Annotated in this window: 15 protein-coding genes; 10 read left to right on the forward strand and 5 right to left on the reverse strand. The window is 57.0% G+C overall.

Annotated features, from left to right (window positions below; all coding sequences use genetic code 11):
- Positions 1-16 precede the first annotated feature (16 nt).
- The 4 genes from dld to lldP form a co-directional block, all read right to left on the reverse strand.
- Positions 17-1738: a D-lactate dehydrogenase gene (dld, locus tag AC6I6N_RS09190; RefSeq protein ID WP_094195505.1), complete on the reverse strand. Its 1722-nt coding sequence runs from the start codon at positions 1736-1738 to the stop codon at positions 17-19.
- 2 nt (positions 1739-1740) lie between these two features.
- Entirely contained in the window at positions 1741-2880 is a 1140-nt protein-coding gene (lldD, locus tag AC6I6N_RS09195) for an FMN-dependent L-lactate dehydrogenase LldD (RefSeq protein WP_108728180.1), read from the reverse strand.
- Positions 2877-3656, reverse strand: coding sequence for a transcriptional regulator LldR (lldR, locus tag AC6I6N_RS09200; RefSeq protein ID WP_497943451.1), 780 nt, complete (start codon positions 3654-3656; stop codon positions 2877-2879). Before lldR ends, lldD begins: the two co-directional genes overlap by 4 nt.
- 78 nt (positions 3657-3734) lie before the next feature.
- Entirely contained in the window at positions 3735-5402 is a 1668-nt protein-coding gene (gene lldP / locus AC6I6N_RS09205) for an L-lactate permease (protein WP_094195508.1), read from the reverse strand.
- Positions 5403-5942: 540 nt separating this feature from the next.
- On the opposite strand from lldP, the gene AC6I6N_RS09210 reads away from it, so the two are divergent.
- Both AC6I6N_RS09210 and AC6I6N_RS09215 read left to right on the forward strand, forming a co-directional pair.
- The gene (locus tag AC6I6N_RS09210) at positions 5943-6371 is read left to right on the forward strand and encodes a hypothetical protein (RefSeq protein WP_094195509.1); all 429 of its coding nucleotides are present in this window, start codon (positions 5943-5945) and stop codon (positions 6369-6371) included.
- Positions 6372-6478: 107 nt separating this feature from the next.
- A complete protein-coding gene (locus tag AC6I6N_RS09215) occupies positions 6479-7183 on the forward strand; it encodes a GntR family transcriptional regulator (protein ID WP_094195510.1) in 705 nt (234 codons plus the stop codon).
- Between the two features lie 43 nt (positions 7184-7226).
- Here AC6I6N_RS09215 and AC6I6N_RS09220 read toward each other — a convergent pair whose 3' ends face one another.
- On the reverse strand, positions 7227-7688 hold the full coding sequence (locus AC6I6N_RS09220) for an Lrp/AsnC family transcriptional regulator (RefSeq protein WP_094195511.1): 462 nt from the start codon (positions 7686-7688) through the stop codon (positions 7227-7229).
- A gap of 143 nt (positions 7689-7831) precedes the next feature.
- Here AC6I6N_RS09220 and kynU point away from each other — a divergent pair, with 143 nt between their 5' ends.
- From kynU to AC6I6N_RS09260, 8 genes are all read left to right on the forward strand, one after another.
- The gene (gene kynU, locus AC6I6N_RS09225) at positions 7832-9082 is read left to right on the forward strand and encodes a kynureninase (protein ID WP_497943554.1); all 1251 of its coding nucleotides are present in this window, start codon (positions 7832-7834) and stop codon (positions 9080-9082) included.
- A 35-nt stretch (positions 9083-9117) separates the two neighbouring features.
- Positions 9118-10491: an amino acid permease gene (locus tag AC6I6N_RS09230; protein WP_094195513.1), complete on the forward strand. Its 1374-nt coding sequence runs from the start codon at positions 9118-9120 to the stop codon at positions 10489-10491.
- Positions 10492-10848: 357 nt separating this feature from the next.
- The gene (locus AC6I6N_RS09235; RefSeq protein WP_249461038.1) at positions 10849-12711 is read left to right on the forward strand and encodes an amidohydrolase; all 1863 of its coding nucleotides are present in this window, start codon (positions 10849-10851) and stop codon (positions 12709-12711) included.
- A gap of 165 nt (positions 12712-12876) precedes the next feature.
- Positions 12877-13647, forward strand: coding sequence for a DeoR/GlpR family DNA-binding transcription regulator (locus tag AC6I6N_RS09240; protein ID WP_497943452.1), 771 nt, complete (start codon positions 12877-12879; stop codon positions 13645-13647).
- A complete protein-coding gene (locus tag AC6I6N_RS09245) occupies positions 13644-14738 on the forward strand; it encodes an ABC transporter ATP-binding protein (RefSeq protein WP_094195516.1) in 1095 nt (364 codons plus the stop codon). Before AC6I6N_RS09240 ends, AC6I6N_RS09245 begins: the two co-directional genes overlap by 4 nt.
- Positions 14739-14757: 19 nt before the next feature.
- Positions 14758-16020 carry an ABC transporter substrate-binding protein gene (locus AC6I6N_RS09250; protein WP_094195517.1) on the forward strand — a complete coding sequence of 421 codons (1263 nt, stop codon included), beginning with the start codon at positions 14758-14760 and terminating at the stop codon, positions 16018-16020.
- Positions 16021-16032: 12 nt separating this feature from the next.
- The gene (locus AC6I6N_RS09255) at positions 16033-16923 is read left to right on the forward strand and encodes a carbohydrate ABC transporter permease (RefSeq protein WP_094195518.1); all 891 of its coding nucleotides are present in this window, start codon (positions 16033-16035) and stop codon (positions 16921-16923) included.
- The gene (locus AC6I6N_RS09260) at positions 16923-17765 is read left to right on the forward strand and encodes a carbohydrate ABC transporter permease (protein ID WP_094195519.1); all 843 of its coding nucleotides are present in this window, start codon (positions 16923-16925) and stop codon (positions 17763-17765) included. Before AC6I6N_RS09255 ends, AC6I6N_RS09260 begins: the two co-directional genes overlap by 1 nt.
- Positions 17766-17774 lie beyond the last annotated feature (9 nt).

Here is a 17774-nt window from a genome sequence, read left to right on the forward strand (position 1 = left end):
CAAGAAAAGGCGGTCTTTAGTCGTGCTTGCCGCCGCAGCAAACTGTCCACCACTTGCGACGCGAAGTGTGGCCGATACCGGGGTTGAAGGTGTTGGTCGGGTCCAGCTCGCGGTAAAACCCGGCCAGGGCAGGTTTGGCGATATACAGGTGGCCCACATTGTGCTCGGCCGGGTACTCGGCACGGCGTTCATCCAGCAGCTTCCACATGCGGTGTTCCATATCCAGAGGAACCACGCCTTTTTTGACGATGTAGTCCTGGTGGAACACGTGGCACAGGAAGTGGCCGTAGTAGAGTTTGTGGACGATGTCTTTTTCCATATCGTCCGGCAGTTGCTCCACCCATTCCTTGTCGTTGCGGCGCAAGGCAATGTCCAGCGCCACAATATCTTCCACGCTGTCGGGGTGCGACTCACGGTAGCGGATGGCGGCACCGGCAATGGCAAAGCGGTGCAGAAAGGCTTTGCGGCCTTCTTCAGCATCACACTCAAAATAGGCACCTTGCTGGCTGCCTTCAAATTGCTGACTTAGAAATTCGCGCGTGGCCTGGGCGGTGTCGTTGGAGACGCGCAGCAGCAGGTGGTGCTCGAAGCGATCACGCCATTCACGCATACGCGGCGGCAGGTGGCTGGGCAGGCGGTTCATGATTGCCTGGATCACGCGATCGGTGACGCCGCGCCAGCCAAAGCGTTCAAAAAAACCATCGATACGGCTTTTCATAGCGAAGGCGGACGGCACTTTGGCCGTACCAAAACGGTCGATCAGCAAGAAGGTGTCTTTGCCGTATTGTTCGCCAATATCGTAGGCGGTGCGATGGATGTACTCGCCCGCAATAGGCAGGCGGGGCAGGTCCGTCAGCAGGTGGCGACGTACGGCAGTCAGCTCGTCCGGGTCGTTGGTGCCGATGTAGAAAACGGTACTGGCCTCTTTGGGGAAGGTATCCAGACGCACGGCAAAAATGCACAGCTTGCCGGCCGAGCCGGAGGCTTCGTAAAGGCGTGAAGGGTCGGCATTGAAACGGGCTGGGGTCTGGGCATCCACATCGCGCACAGCTTCGGCGTAGCGTGGGTCGCTGGCCTTGCGTTCCGGGTCGTTGATGATGTCCGCGACACTGTACTTGCCTTGTTCCAGGCGGCTCAGAATTTCTTCCGGGGTATCCCCCAGATGGATGCCCAGGTGATTGACCAGTTGCAAGGTGCCATCGTCCAGCACTTGCGCGTACAACGTCAATTCTGTGTAGGCCGGGCCGCGTCGCACCAGTGCACCGCCGGAGTTGTTGCAAACACCGCCCAGCACAGACGCACCGATACACGAGGAGCCAATCACCGAATGGGGTTCACGCTCCAGCGGGGCCAGGGTCTGTTCCAGACGATCGAGCGTGGCACCGGGTAGGCAGACAACCTGCTCACCATCGTTAATGACCTGTATGCCTTGTAGGCGCATGGTGTTCATCAGCACGATGTCACGGTCGTAGTCGTCACCGTCGGGGGTGGAGCCGCCCGTCAGTCCGGTATTGGCCGCTTGCATGATCACGATGCAATCGGCAGCGACAGCGGCTTGCAGGCTGCGCCATTGTTCCAGCAGCGTTCCAGGCCGCACTACGGCCAACACCTTGCCTTCACCCGTACGGTGGCCCTTGCGGTAACGACGCGTGCTGCGGTCGTCCGTCAGGACGTGGGGGTTGCCGACAATAGCGCGCAATTGCTGCAACAAATCCGCAGCGCCGGTGGAAACTGACATGGTCAAGACTCCTGTACAAGCAGGTCAGAGCTGATCTGGGAAATACTGCTGACACTGGTCAGCGTCATGGCGACCCGAATTTCTTTTTCAATCAGGCCAAGCAGGTGATCGACGCCGGATTGTCCGGCGGCGGCCAGTGCATAGATGTAGGCGCGGCCCAGCATGGCAGCATCGGCACCCAGTGCAATCATGCGCACCACGTCCAGTCCGCTGCGTACACCAGAGTCCGCCAGAATCTTGATCTGGCCTTTGACGGCATCGGCAATGGCGGGCAGGGCGCGGGCCGAGGACAGGACGCCATCAAGCTGGCGGCCACCGTGGTTCGAGACGATGATGCCATCGGCACCAAAACGTACTGCATCGCGCGCGTCATCGGGGTCCAGAATGCCTTTGATGACCATGGGACCTTTCCAGAATTCGCGTATCCATTCCAGGTCTTTCCAGGAAATGGAAGGGTCGAAGTTCGCACCCAGATAGCCCATATAGTCGGCCAGGCCCGTCGGCTTGCCCAGGTAGCGCGAGATATTGCCCAGATCATGCGGACGGCCCAGTAGGCCCACATCCCAGGCCCAGCGCGGGTGCATGACGGCCTGTGCGTAGCGGCGCAGGGCGGCGTTCGGGCCGCTCATGCCTGAATGGGCATCACGGTAACGTGCGCCGGGTACGGGCATGTCCACGGTAAAGACCAGAGTGCTGCAGCCAGCGGCTTGCGCCCGTTCCAGTGCATTGCGCATGAAGCCACGGTCTTTGAGCACATACAACTGAAACCACATGGGCCGTGTCAGTCGTGGGGCCACTTCCTCGATCGGGCAGACCGACACGCTGGACATGGTAAAGGGAATGCCGTGTGCATCGGCCGCCTGGGCCGCTTGTACTTCGCCTCGACGCGCATACATGCCAGTCAGGCCCACCGGGGACAGCGCCACCGGCATGGACAGCTTTTCACCAAACAGTTCAATGCTGGTATCCAGTTGGCTCATGTCTTTCAGCACACGCTGGCGCAGGGCGACATTGGCCAGATCATCCACATTGCGGCGCAGGGTGTGCTCGGCGTAGGCACCGCCGTCAATGTAGTGGAACAGGAAAGGAGGCAGTCGTTTTTGGGCGGCACGCCGGTAGTCGGTCGAGGAGGAAATAATCATGGCAGGGCGGAGTCCGTTAAGGTCGAGGGCAGTGTCTGCAAGCGCGCGGCTCGTTCGCGGCGAGCAAGATCTTCGTCGGCCTGAATAAGGGTGTTGCGTACGTAACCAAGGTGTTCATTGACAACGTGGCGAGCACGGGCCGCATCGCCATCAATAATGGCTTTGACCAGGGCCTCGTGCTGCGCGGTCAGATGTGTGATGGTTTCGGGCGAGTCGTGCACAAACATGATGATGTCCCGGTTCTGGGTCACACTGCTGAGCACCAGGTCGAACAGTCCTCGCATGACTTGAACCAGCACCAGGTTGTGGGAGGCTTCGGCAACGGCCAGGTGAAACTGGGCATCGGCCCGGGCAGATTGCTCGGTGTCGCCACTTTGCTGGTAGCGAATCATTTGCTCGAAGCACTGCAGGATCTTGTCTTTGTCGTCGGGGGAGGCGCGCAGGGCGGCGTGCCAGGTGGTGCTGCTTTCCAGAGCAATGCGTGCTTCCAGCACATCGTAGCGGTACTGGGGATCGGACAGCATCAAGGCGGCCAGCGGGTCTACAGAACGCTGCGTCCATTGAGACGTTTGGGAAGTCAGGTAGGTGCCTGAGCCAACCTGACTGCGCAAAATGCCTTGGCTGTTCAGTTGCTGAATGGCCTCGCGCAGCGAAGCACGCGACACGTTCAATTGGGCTGCCAGCGTACGCTCGGCGGGCAGACGTTGCCCTGCCTTGAAATCGCTGGATTGAATCAGCGCCAGTAGTTGTTGGGCGACGTGATCAGAGAGGCGCATAGTTCTTGAAGTGGCGAAAAGATAAATCAGCAAGGCGCGAGTCTGTGCACCTTGCTGATAAAGGATGAGGGCGGGCCCTTAGGGGATCATCCAAGGTAACACATAGGCTTGCAAGGTCGTCAGCAGGCCGACAAGGACAGCAAAGACCAGGCTGTGCTTGACGGTAAAGCGGAACAGATCGGATTCTTTGCCAGCCAGTCCCACGGCGGCGCAGGCAATGGCAATGGATTGGGGCGAGATCATCTTGCCGGTGACGCCTCCAGTGGTATTGGCGGCCACCATCAGCACTTCAGGTAGGCCCAACTGCTGCGCCGTGGTTGCCTGCAAGGCACCAAACAAGGCGTTGGCAGATGTGTCGGAACCGGTCAGGAATACACCGATCCAGCCCAGAAACGGCGAGAAGAAGGTGAAGGCTTTGCCCGTGTGGGCCAGGGCCAGTGCCAGGGTGGCAGACAGGCCCGAGTAGTTGGCGATAAAGGCGAAGGCCAGCACCATACCGATCGAATAGATAGGTACAGCCAGCTCCTTGAAGGTTTCACCCAAGGTCTCGACCGCTTTTGCGGGCTTCATGCGCAAGAAGATAATCGTGAGCAAGGCGGCAAGCAAAATGGCCGTGCCGGTCGCAGACAACCAGTTAAAGGCGTAGACCGCGCCATAGGGTGTGGCCGAGGCGACCACGGGTGGTGCTTTTTCGACCAGATTGTGCAGGAAGGGCACGGGAATGTTCACGATGGTCGAAGCCAGCGGACCGTTGGCGGCAAACAGCACTTTGAAGGGCTGCACACTCCAGATCGTGACCATGGCAGTCAGGATGATGAAGGGCGACCAGGCTTTGAGGATGCGGCCTGTGGTCAGTGCTGCAGGGGCCTGTTCGGCAGTCTTGTTCTGGGGGGCCGTGCCTTCTTGCGTCTCAAAACGGAAGATGCGTTTGGGTTGCCACACTTTCAGGAACAAGGTCAGCACGACCAGGGAAACTAGGGCCGAGGTAATGTCCGGCAGTTCGGGGCCAATGTAGTTGGCCGTCAGGAACTGCACAATCGCAAAGGAGCCACCACCGACCAGCACCGCAGGCCAGGTTTCCTTGATGCCGCGCCAGCCGTCCATGATGGCCATCAGCCAGAACAGCACGATGATAGTCATGAAAGGTAGCTGGCGACCGGCCATCTGGCCGATTTCAAAGGGATCAATACCCGATACCTGACCGGCCACAATGATAGGAATACCCATGGCACCGAAGGCAACCGGAGCGGTGTTCGCAATCAGGCACAGACCGGCAGCGTACAAGGGGCGGAAACCCAAACCTGCCAGCAAGGCTGCGGTGATGGCAACGGGTGCACCAAAACCGGCCGCCCCTTCCAGGAACGCGCCAAAGCAAAAACCGACCAGAATCAGCTGTAGACGCTGGTCAGGTGTGACGGACAGGATGGAGGCACGAATCACGTCGAATTGGCCAGTCTTGACCGAGATCTTGTACAGGAAAACGGCGGCCACAATGATCCAGGCAATGGGCCACAGACCATAGAAAAAGCCATAGACCACCGAGGCCAGCGCCGCAGAAACCGGCATGCGGTAGAAGAACAGGGCAACGCCCAGAGCCAGCAGCACCGTAATCGTGCCCGCCAGATAGCCCTTCATGCGCAACTTGGTCAGGGCCAGGAAAAAAAAGATGATTGGAATAAGGGCGATCAGTGCCGACAGCCAGATATTGCCGGTGGGATCGTATTGCTGCAGCCACGCTTGTTGCATGTTTGTTCTATCTCCGCAGGAGCAAAGGGGAGGCGCTTGTAACGCAAGCGAACCTGAAGGTCAGCGGATTGGTCTGACCATTTCTTGAGATCGTCAAGGGTAGAGCGCATTGTATCCACGGGTTTATTGGCTTGAATCTCAGTGTTTACCCTAATAATTTAAGACTAATTGGTTTTTTCTTTATTGAATGGTCTGACCAATTAATGGAAATAAGTCAGGGAAACCTGCCGAGTTAATGCCTTTGCTGGGCTTGATCGCAGAGCAATATCCTGTCCTGCGCTTGCATGGGGGCTGCATGCCGTTACCCAGAAATGGGTGTCGCCCAATTAATTGGGGCGCCAGATGGTGTTCTTCTGCCGACCTGAGGTGTCGCCTGCTTCTACAACCGCTGATTGTCCTTCGGGAAAGTGAGTGGTTTTTTGGGCTACCCAGGACGAGTGAGTGATTACCTACGTGTTTTCCCGTCTGGCTTCACGTCAGTATTGGCATGACAATGCCTATATTGTCATAACAATAGTCAAACACCACAGGAGACAGTCAATGAAAGATCCACATTGTCATTCCAGCAGCATCCTGGTTGAGCGGCCCGCGCCAATCGCGTTTGCCATCATGTCCGATGGCATCCAGCAAGGTCAGTGGGCCTGGGGCAGTGCCAATCGCACCGAGGTGGAGCCGGGCCTGTTCAAGGGCACATCGGTCTTTAACGGTCAGGACACGTATGTGCGTCTGAATGTAGATACCGAGCGTTTCCAGGTTGATTACGACGTCGGCACCAGCAAGGAAAGCATGCAGTTTCGGAACATGTCGCGTGTGATTCCGGGAGAGGTCCTTAAACTGGGCGCGGACAAATGTGTGGTGAGCTTGTTGACCTGGAGGCTGGCAACGCAGAGCGATGCCGCGTGGGAGCAAATCTCTTGTGTGCATGAGGCTGAAATGTTCTTGATCAAGGGACTCTTGGAGCGGGCGTAAACGATGCTGCTCGCGGGCCTCCAAGCAACGGGCCTGATGCTTGCTGAACGCAGTGCATCGGGAGCCCAGCAGCAGCGCCTTGCCATCTATAAGAACGAGATAAGACAGTGAGTACAAAGCCACTTTATGAACAGCTTGCCGACAAGCTGACCCGTTATATCCAGAACGGTCGTCTGAAACCGGGGGACCGCTTGCCGACCGAAGCGGAGTTGGGCGAAATGTTTGGCGTCAGCCGAATTACGGTTCGCCAAGGTCTGGCGATACTGACGCGCAACGGTTTGATTGAACGCTTTGCCAGCCGTGGCACTTTTGTGCTGGAGCGCAAACAGACGGGCTCCTGGGAGTTAGGCTCCATCAATGATCTGGTGCAGTTGGGCAAAGACACGACCACCCGTATTGCCAACTGGTCCTTGGTGGCCCCCCCTGCCGAGATTGCCGAGTTCTTTGCGTCCGATGAACCGGTCTACAAGCTGCAGGCGGTGCGCTACAAGTCGGCTGTTCCTCTGTATTGGGCGGAAAACTACTTGCTGCGCTCGATCGGCGAACGCATCCCGGTGCAGGAACTGGAAACACGCACCATGGTGGAGATGTTGACCTGCGTGCTGGCTGTGCCCATCCAGCATGCTCAAGAGGAGATCAGTATGGCCAATGCGTCGGCGGAGATGGCCAAGCAGTTGTGGATCAAGGAAAACCAGGCCGTGATCGTGCAGCGTATCGACTTGTTCGATACCGATGGCAAGCCGGTGCAAAGTGGCAAGGGCTGGTGGCGCAGCGAGCATTTCAAACGACGCTTCAAATTGAACTACATCTGAAATCCGGTGCTGGTGCCAACCCAGACCTTGTCGGTACTGCGGTTTACACAGGCAAATGCTGCCCTTTGGCCTTGATGCAAGACAGCACAATCTGTGAATGGATTTTGGTGACGCCGCGCAGCGTGTTGAGCTTGTGGACCACAAAATTAGAGAAGGTCTCGAAGTTGCGCGTGCGGATGTGCAGCATGTAGTTCGCCTGCCCGGTCACGATGTAGGCATGCAGCACTTCATCCATGTTGGCTAATGCCTTGCTCAGGTACTGATGTTCGCTCTCGTTGAGCTGCGCAATATTGACTTCCACAAAGGCCTCAATGGCAAAACCCAGCTTGCTCGCACTGAGATTGGCGCTGTAGCTCTCGATCAAGCCCTCTTGCTCCAGAATCTTTACCCGCCGGTGGCAGGAGGACGGAGAAAGGGCGATCAGGTCAGCCAGCTCCTGGTTGCTAAGCCTGCCGTTGCCCTGCAAAAGGCGCAGGATTTTCAAGTCTGTCTCGTCTAGTCTCATGTTTTAGAATTATCTATGTTTATGTGTTTTTAGAATCGAATTTTCTTCCAGATTTAAGCATAATCCTGATTGATTTGGAATAATTCGCCAGGGCCTCGATGCTAGACTAAATGACGTAAAAAGCAGAATCGAGGAGCATGAACATGATTACTTTGCCGCAATGTGAGCAGTGGGATCAAGCCGATGAGCTGGCTGCCTTTAAGGCCAAATTTGACCTGCCGCCCAATACGATTTATTTGGACGGAAATTCCCTGGGGGCCATGCCCCGGCATGCCATGGAGCGCGCCCAGGAAGTGATTGGCCAGGAATGGCGCACCGACCTGATCAATAGCTGGAACAAGGCAGGCTGGTGGACCTTGCCGGTGCGTCTGGGCGATCAGATGTCGCCCCTGATTGGTGCCGGTCAAGGCGAAACCATCGTGAGCGACAGCACCTCCGTGAACCTGTTCAAGGTGCTGGCTGCCGCCGTCAATTTGCAAAAAGAACGCCATCCGGAAAAGAAAGTGATTCTGGCCGAGCGCGACTCTTTCCCTACCGATCTGTACATCATTGAAGGGTTTAACGCCTTCTTCGGCAAAGACTATAGGCTGGAGCTGATTGATGAGCCGGCAGAGCTGCAAGCCGCGGTCAATGCTGAAACAGCCGTGGTCGTGCTGTCCCACGTGAACTACCGCACGGGTTACCTGCACGATATGCAGGCGACCAACCGGCTGGTGCACGAGCACCAGGGGCTGGTGATCTGGGACTTGTGCCACTCTGCGGGCGCCTTGCCGATCGAGCTTAAAGACAGCGGTTCGGACTTTGCCATTGGCTGCACCTACAAGTACCTGAATGCCGGTCCGGGCGCACCGGCCCTGCTGTGGGTGAACCCTGAGCTGATGAGCCAGATCAGTCAGCCTCTGTCTGGCTGGTGGGGGCATAAGCACCCCTTTGCGATGAGCCCTTCGTACGAAGCGGCCAATGGTATCGAGCGTTTTTTGTGCGGGACTCAGCCCATTGTGTCCTTGAGCCTGGTCGCTTGTGGTGTGGATGTGTTCCTGCAAACCGATTTACAAGCCGTGCGCCGTAAATCCCTGGCCCTGACAGACTTGTTCATCGCTCTGCTGGAACAGGAGTGTGCCGAGTTTGGCCTGCGTCTGGTGACCCCACGCGATCATCACTACCGTGGCAGCCATGTCAGCTTTGCGCACGAGCAAGGCTATGCCGCCATCCAGGCCCTGATCGCCCGTGGCGTGATTGGGGACTACCGCGAGCCCGAAGTCATGCGCTTTGGAATCACGCCTTTGTATTTGTCGTTTGTGGATATCTGGCAGGCCGTGCAACACATCAAGGCCGTGTTTGCGAATAAGGAATGGGACAAGCCGGCTTACAAAACACGCTCCAAGGTGACTTGATGACGACGACAGAAAAATAATCATAAGGAGGAGACATGAGTCGATTTGAGCAAATTCAATCGCGCGAAGCCGGGCTGCATAAAAAACTGAGCGCCCGTCAAATGAGCATGATTGCGATCGGGGGCGCTATTGGTACCGGCTTGTTCCTGGGCAGCAAATTTGCTATTGGTTTTGCCGGTCCCGGTGTGGTGTTGAGCTATGTGATTGGCGGCTTTATCGCGCTGGTCCTGATGGGTTGCCTGGCCGAGATGACCGTGGAACATCCCACATCGGGTTCCTTTGGGGCCTATGCGGAGTTCTACATTCATCCGCTGGCCGGGTTTCTGGTGCGCTATAGCTATTGGGCCTGCATTGTTCTGGCGGTGGGCACCGAGGTAACGGCGGTGGCGGACTACATGAAGTTCTGGTTCCCGGACGTCTCGCCCTGGATCTGGATCGTCTTTTTCTCGGCTGTGCTGATCGCGGTCAATGCTTACAGCGTCAAGGCGTTTGGCTCGGTGGAGTATTGGTTTGCCCTGATCAAGGTGTTTGCGATTATTGCGTTCATCGTGCTGGCCATCGGCATGTTGACGGGTTATTACAAGCCCGCGCAGGTGCAGGAAAACCTGTTCGGCCAGGGAGGCTTCATGCCCAATGGCTGGTATGGGGTGTGGGTGGGTGTGATTATTTCTATCTTCAGTTATCTGAGTATCGAGATGATTGCCGTGGCGGCGGGTGAGGCCGAAAACCCCGAGCAAGCCGTGCGCCAGGCCTTCAAGGCCACGATCTGGCGCCTGATCATTTTCTACCTGCTGTCCTTGTCTCTGATCGTGATGCTGGTGCCTTGGCAGGTGCTGGTTGCAGAGGGCACCACCAGTCCTTTCATTACGGTGATGCAGTCCGTGGGCATTCCTTATGCCGACAGCATCTTGAACTTCATCGTGATCATTGCGGCCTTGTCGGCCATGAACAGCATGCTCTACATTTCGACCCGCATGATGTTCAGCCTGTCGCGTGCTGGTGATGCGCCTGCGGCGCTGGGTAAAGTGGCTCGCAATGGTGTGCCTTTGAATGCGCTGGCTTTGTCGGCCAGCGGTGTGGCTGTGGCTGCAGTGGTGTATGCCTACAATCCGGAAACTGCCTTTCCGGTGATGATTGCCTTGTCCATGTTTGGCGCCTTGTTCACCTGGGGCATGATTTTCCTGACCCATCTGTTCTTTCGCCGTCGTGTGGCTCAGGATGGTGTGCAACTACGCTTTCGTATGCCCGCCTATCCGATTGGCACCTTGTTGGGTCTGATTGGCATTGTGGCGATTTTGGTGACGACCTGGTTCATCGATATCTTCCATTACACCCTGTTGTTTGGAGTGCCGTTTTTGCTGATCCTGATCGGGGCTTACCTGGTGCGGACACGGATCCGAACTCCTTAATGGTTGTACTGGTTTCATACCCCCTTGCTGTTGAACTGATCTCAAGAGCTTGGGCCGTTTGAATATCAAGGTCCGAAGGCCTGAGTCCGGTATTGCACCGCGCTCAGGCCTTTTTACGTGAGTTTGATACGTTCATGATTCAGTTGTGAAGGCATGGCCGTATTGCGCTTTGAGGGAGGGAGAGGAGGCTTTCTAGGGTGACTTTGTTCAGGCTGGGTCATGGCAACAGATAGTTTATTGCGGGTGTTCGATGCCTATCGAATGTGTCGCTGCGTGAAGATAAAGCAGGACGTTATGTAGCTTTTTGTGGCAAATTAAAAGAATCGACAACTTTTGCTAAGCAAAAAAGGGGAGCGCATGTCGTTCAAACGCAGATTGAAAGTACATGTCCTAGCCGGGAGCGTCTTGCTGAGTGCACCGGCCTGGTCGGCGCAAGTCGCTGATCAAATCTGGATGGGGGGGCCGGTGCTGACGATGAACGATCGTCAGCCGACCGCAGAGGCGGTGGCGATCAAAGATGGCCGTATTCTGGATGTAGGCACACTGCAGGCGATGCAGGCTTACAAAGGCACCGGGACGAATACGATTGACTTGCAAGGCAAGGCATTGCTGCCGGGTTTTGTCGATGCGCATGGGCATGCGTTCATGATTGGCGTGCAAGCCATGTCAGCCAATTTGTTGGCGGCCCCCGACGGCCAAGTGAAAGACATCAAGAGTTTGCAGGAAACGCTGAAGCAGTGGCTTGATGAACAAAGCCAGACCCGGCAAGTCGGGCTGATTCTGGGTTTTGGCTACGACGATGCCCAGTTGGCCGAGCAGCGGCATCCCACCCGTCATGATCTGGATGCGGTCTCTGAGTCATTGCCCATCGTCATCATTCACCAGTCCAGTCATATTGGGGTGTTGAACAGCAAGGCACTTGAAATGGCGGGTATTACGGCCCAGACCCCTAATCCGGAGGGTGGCGTGATCCGTCGGGAAGAGGGCAGTCAGCAACCGAATGGGGTGCTGGAGGAAATGGCGTTTTTCTCCGGGGTGGCCAGTCAGATGGGCAAGCTCACGCCAGAGCAGGCTCAGGCTTTGTTTGTGGCCGGAACCGATCTGCTCAAACGCTATGGGTATACAACCGGGCAGGAAGGGCGGGCAACCTCCAGCATCGTTCCTTTGATGCAAGCGGCAGCCAAGGCCGGCAAGATTGATATTGATGTCGCCACGTATGTGGATATCTTGCAGGATCGGGATTTTATTCTACGCAACGCATCGCGGGAGTACACCGACGGATTTCGGGTGGCCGGTGCCAAGTTGACCATTGATGGCTCGCCACAAGGCTTTACCGCCTATCGTGATCGTCCTTACTACAACCCGCCTGCCGGTTACCGTGCCGATTATCGGGGCTACGTGGCCGCAACGCCTGATCAGGTGTTTGAATCGGTGGATTGGGCGTTTAAGAATGGAATACAGATTCTGACGCACTCCAATGGCGAGGGAGCATCAGATCTGCTGCTGGCGGCAATTAAAACCGCACGCGAGAAATACGGCCCGCAGGACCGTCGCGCAGTACTGATTCATGGGCAGTTCTTGCGTCGGGATCAGGTGGCGACCATTGCCGAGCTGGATGTGTTTCCGTCCTTGTTTCCCATGCACACCTTTTACTGGGGGGACTGGCACCGTGACCGCACGGTGGGGCCGGTCAATGCCGATAATATTTCTCCCACTGGCTGGGTGCGCGAGCACGGCCTGATGTTCTCTTCGCATCATGATGCCCCGGTGGCCTTTCCGAATTCGATGCGTGTGTTGTCAGCCACGGTCACGCGTCGTTCCCGATCCGGAGACATCCTGGGCCCGGATCAGCGGGTGGATGTGCCAACGGCACTGAAAGCCATGACGATCTGGCCGGCGTACCAGCATTTTGAGGAAAAGGAGAAAGGCTCGATTGAGCCGGGTAAGTTGGCGGACTTTGTGGTTCTGTCTCAGGATCCGACAGCGGTTGATCCCGAGCAGTTGTCGACCCTGGAGGTCATTCAGACGATCAAGCGAGGCAAACTGATCTACGAGCAGGGCGCAGCCTCAGAGGGCGAACGGCTTAGCCAGTTACAGACTGGAGAGATGATTTCCCGCTTTTTGAATGAGTGGCAGCATCAGGCTCATGAGGCGGGCTCGACGGATCATGGTCATGGTCCGGAGTTGTTAATGGGCGCCTTGCTGCAGGGTATGGAGTAAGGCCGTTTGCAGGCAAGACATCCGGGCAGCCAGGCTGCCCGGTTCAGACGCCAAAATGTTCATATGAACATTTTGGCGTCATAAAACTTTCATCTGAGCGTCACCGAGTCGTAACGTCGCGTTCTTACACTGCCGGGTATTCAAACGAAACCTAGATGCCGTGTTATGAACCTATCTGTCAGGCAAAGCATTATTGTGGATTTGCTGGCCGCCCAAGGGGCCGTGTCAGTCGATGGCTTGGCCGCACATTTCGGGGTGACGCCCCAGACCATACGGCGCGACCTGAACTACTTGTATGAAGCCGATCTGGTGCGCCGCCGTCATGGTGGTGCCGAGCTGAACGTGGTCGAGCGCAATGCGCCTTTTCAGACGCGACGCATTACCCATTTGCAAGCCAAGGCCCGTATCGGGCGAGCGGTTGCCCAACTGATTCCTCCCGGTGCCAGTCTGCTGCTGGGTTTTGGCACCACTCCTGAACAAGTTGCCTTGGCGCTGGCCGATCATCGTGACTTAACCGTGGTCACCAATAACATCAGCGCGGCCTTGGCCCTGTCTCACAATATGAGCCACCGCGTGGTGCTGACAGGCGGTGAGCTGCGTCAACCCAATCCTGAGATTCTGGGCCCCGGTGCCGAGCGCCTGTTCAACAGCTTCAAGGCCGACTTTGGCGTGTCCGGGGTAGGGGGCTTTGATTCGGACGGTGCCTTGCTGGACTTTGATATGGCCGAGTCCGATTGCCACAAAGCCCTGCGCGGTAATTGCCGGGTGCGGATCCTGGTGCTGGATCACACCAAGTTTGGCCGTCGTGCGCCTGTGCGTAGCGGCTCTTTGGATGATGTGGATATTCTGGTCAGTGACCAGCCTATTCCCGAGCCTTACCGCGAGCAGATTCCGGCGCGCGTTCAGGTGGTGATTGCCGATGAGGTGCAGGCATGAGTCGCGCCGCTATCGAGTTGCAAGGCATAGGCAAAGCCTGGGGTGAGCAGGCCGTGCTCAAGCAGATGGATCTGTCCATTCAGGAAGGCAAGTTCACGGCCTTGCTGGGGCCGTCGGGCTGCGGAAAATCCACTTTGCTGCGCATCATTGCTGGGTTGGAAACACCCGATCAGGGTCGTCTCTTGATCAATGGTCAGGATGCCACCTATATGGAGCCTGCCAAGCGTGGCCTGAGCATGGTGTTCCAGTCCTACGCCTTGTTCCCGCATCTGAATGTGGCCGACAACATCTTGTTCGGTCTGCAAGTACGGCGTGCCGATCGTCAACAACAAAAAGAGCGTCTGCGCGAAGCCTTGGCCTTGACCAATCTGGAGGGGCTGGAAGAGCGCAAGCCGGGTCAGCTCTCGGGCGGACAGCGGCAACGTGTGGCGCTGGCACGCAGCATCGTGTCGGGTCATCGCATCTGTTTGATGGACGAACCACTCTCGAACCTGGATGCCAAGCTGCGCCATACCGTACGCCATGAAATTCGCTCCTTGCAGCAGCGCCTGGGTCTGACCGTGGTCTACGTTACCCACGACCAGACCGAAGCCATGGGCATGGCTGATCACGTGGTGTTGCTCAATGCTGGAAATATCGAGCAGCAGGGCAGTGCCCAGGATTTGTACGGCCAGCCCAATAGTGTCTTTACCGCCGGTTTTATTGGCAGCCCGCCCATGATGATGATTCACAGCGACCACGTTCCCGTGGAACTGTGGCCGTCGCGTCGTCAGTACGACCAGCCACATCGTGTGCTGGTGGGCGTGCGCCCCGAAAACCTGAATTTGCACGAAGCGGGCGAACAGCATGTGGCCGCCACCGTAGTGCATCAGGAGTTTCAGGGGGCTGATGCCTATGTGTATGTGCAGCTTGATGACGGCCATACCCTGATCGTGCGCGCGCCGCACAGCCGCAGCGTCCAGGCGGGCGCTCGCTGTGGTTTGAGCTGGAATCCCGTTCACGCTTTTTACTTTAACCAGGACAGCGGGGCTCGCCTGCCGACACCGTCTGCGGATGCTCTGACTGCTGCTCCTGTTGCTGTTCTTCCCTAAACGTACTGCGAGTCTACCCATGTTGAAGAATTGTTTGCTTGCTACCTCCAGCGCCTTGTTGATGAGCCTGGGCGCCAATGCCCATAGCGCGGTGGAATTGACCATGTATTACCCCATTGCCGTGGGTGGTCCATTGACCGATGTGGTCGATGGCATGATCAAGGACTACCAGGCCCAAAATCCGGAAGTTACGGTCAAGGCCGTGTACTCCGGCAACTACGATGAAACCCGTGTGCGCGCATTGTCGGCCCTGCGCGCAGGCGAGCCGGTGCAGTTGTCTGTATTGGGCGCACTGGACACCCATGATCTGGTGGAACAAGGTCTGGTTGAAGCCTTTAGCGATGTGGCCCAGGACGCCTCCAGCCAGGATTGGCTGAAAAGCTTTTATCCTGCCTTGATGGCCAATGGCACCTTGGAGGGCAAGGTCTGGGGTATTCCGTTCCAGCGCTCTACCATCGTCATGTTCTATAACAAGGACATGTTCCGCGCAGCGGGCCTGAATCCCGATCAAGCACCTAAAACCTGGGACGAGTTGGTGCAAACCGCCCAGAAGCTGACCAACGATCAGCACCACGGTTTGATGATCCCCTCGACTGGCTACCCCTACTGGATGTTCCAGGCCATGGCCTTGCAAAATGGCCGTCAGTTGATGAATGAAGAAGGCACTCAGGTCTATTTCAATGACCCCAAGTCGGTAGAAGCCTTGCAGTTCTTCCATGACCTGGCCTACAAGCACAAAGTCAGCCCCACCGGCACCATCGAATGGGGCACGCTGCGTCAGGCTTTTGTTCAGGGCAAGACGGCCATGATGTGGCACACCACGGGCAACCTGACAGCCGTCAAGAATGAAGCCAAGTTCGACTTTGGCGTTGCCATGCTGCCTGCCAAGGAAAAAGCCGCTTCGCCTACTGGCGGTGGCAACTTCTACCTGTTCAAGGGCGCTAACGACGAGCAGAAAAAAGCGGCTCTGGATTTTGTGCGCTGGATGACGGCCCCCGAGCGTGCTGCCAAGTGGTCCATGGCCACGGGCTATGTGGGTGTCAGCCCCGCCGCTTACGAAACGCCGGCCTTGGTCGAATACGCCAAAACCTTCCCGCAGGCACTGGTCGCCCGTGATCAACTGGCCGTGGCCTCGCCCGAGTTTGCCACTTACGAGACAGCACGTGTTCGTGAGCTGCTGTCCAATGCCGTGCAAGCCGTGTTGACCAATGCCAAAACGCCCAAGGACGCGTTGGATCAAGCCCAGACTGCCGCAGACCGTCTGCTGCGTCCTTTCAACTAAGCAGGTGCAGGAATGGCTGAACCATTACGTGTGCTGCGTAAAGAGTGGGTATTTGCTTACCTCTTGTTGACGCCGCTGTTTGTGCTGCTAAGCGTGTTTGCCTTTATCCCGGCGCTGCACACGTTCTGGTCCAGCCTGTTGAGCAAAGGTACGGCTCGTCGTCCCGCCCAGTTTGTGGGCATGGATAACTACGATGCCATGCTGGCAGACCCGACCTTTTGGTTGGTTTTGAAGAACAATCTTTGGTACGCCGCCATTGTGATCCCGGTATCCATGGCACTGGCCTTGTTGATGGCCTTGTGGGCCAACCGGGCCATGAGTATGCGGGCCTGGGTGCGCTGCGCGTATTTCACGCCCACCATGTTGCCCATGATTGCCGCTGCGAACCTATGGCTGTTTTTCTACACGCCGGATCTGGGTTTGCTGGACCAGATTGCCAAGCTGTTTGGCGGTGGGGCCACCAATTGGTTGGGCCAGCCTCAAACCGCCTTGGGGGCAGTCATGGTGGTGACGATCTGGAAAGAGGCCGGTTTTTTCATGATCTTTTATCTGGCGGCCTTGCAAACCATTCCGCCCGAACTGCGTGATGCTGCCCGCCTGGAAGGGGCGACGCGCTGGCAGTATGGCCGTCGCGTACTCCTGCCCTTGCTGGCACCGACAACCTTGTTCATTTTGATCAATGCGCTGATCAACTCGGTCAAGCTGGTTGATCACCTGTTTATCTTGACCAAAGGTGGCCCCAATAACGCCTCCAAGCTGATGCTGTACTGGATTTGGGAAACCGCCTTTGCCTATATGGATACGCCTAGCGCCGCCGTGCTGACGGTTGTGCTCTTGCTGGGGCTGGGCGCCGTCGCTATTTTTCAATTCCGCTACGCTGAACGACGCGTGCATTACCAGTGATGAACATGGACACCGTTTTGACTGCTCCTGGCCGCCCGCTGCGTTTGCCATCTTTGGACACAGTGGGGGCGCACGCTTTGGCCCTGCTGTGGATTGCTCCCTTGCTGTACGCGTGCTGGGCTGCGTTTCGTGACCCGTCCGCAGCCTTGAGTTTTGACTGGAGCGCAGGCTGGACTTTGGATAACTTTGCCGCCGCCTGGGACCGTGCGCCCTGGCTGCGCTACATCTTCAACACCACCGTACTGGTCGTGACCATTCTGGTCGGTCAATTTGTATTGTGTACCTTGGCCGCGTACGCCTTTGCCCGCTTTCGTTTCTTTGGCAGCCAGTTTCTGTTCATGCTGCTGCTTTTGCAGTTGTTCATCCTGCCCGAAGTGCTGATTGTCGAAAACTACCGCATGGTGGCCTTGCTGGGCTGGACGGACACGGTCTGGGGCATGGGTGTGCCCTATATGGCCAGTGCCTTTGGTGTGTTCTTGTTGCGTCAGGCTTTCAAACAAGTGCCGCGTGAGCTGGAGGACGCGGCACGTCTGGAAGGGTGCAGCCGTCTGGGTGTGCTCTGGCGTGTTTATGTGCCGCTGGTCAAGCCTGTGTACCTGGCTTATGCCCTGGTGTCGGTGTCCACGCACTGGAACAATTTTCTATGGCCCTTGGTGATCAGCAGCTCTGACCACACCCGGCCGTTGACAGTGGGTTTATCCCTGTTTGGCGCACCGGAAAGTGGTGTCAGCATCTCTCTGATCAGTGCCGCCACATTAATGACTATCTTGCCGCTGTTGCTGGGCTTTCTGCTGTTTCAAAAGCAGTTCATGCAGGCCTTTTTACGCGCCGGCATTCGTTAAGGAATTCTG

It is taken from the genome of Alcaligenes sp. LTN-3 (genome assembly GCF_059735605.1).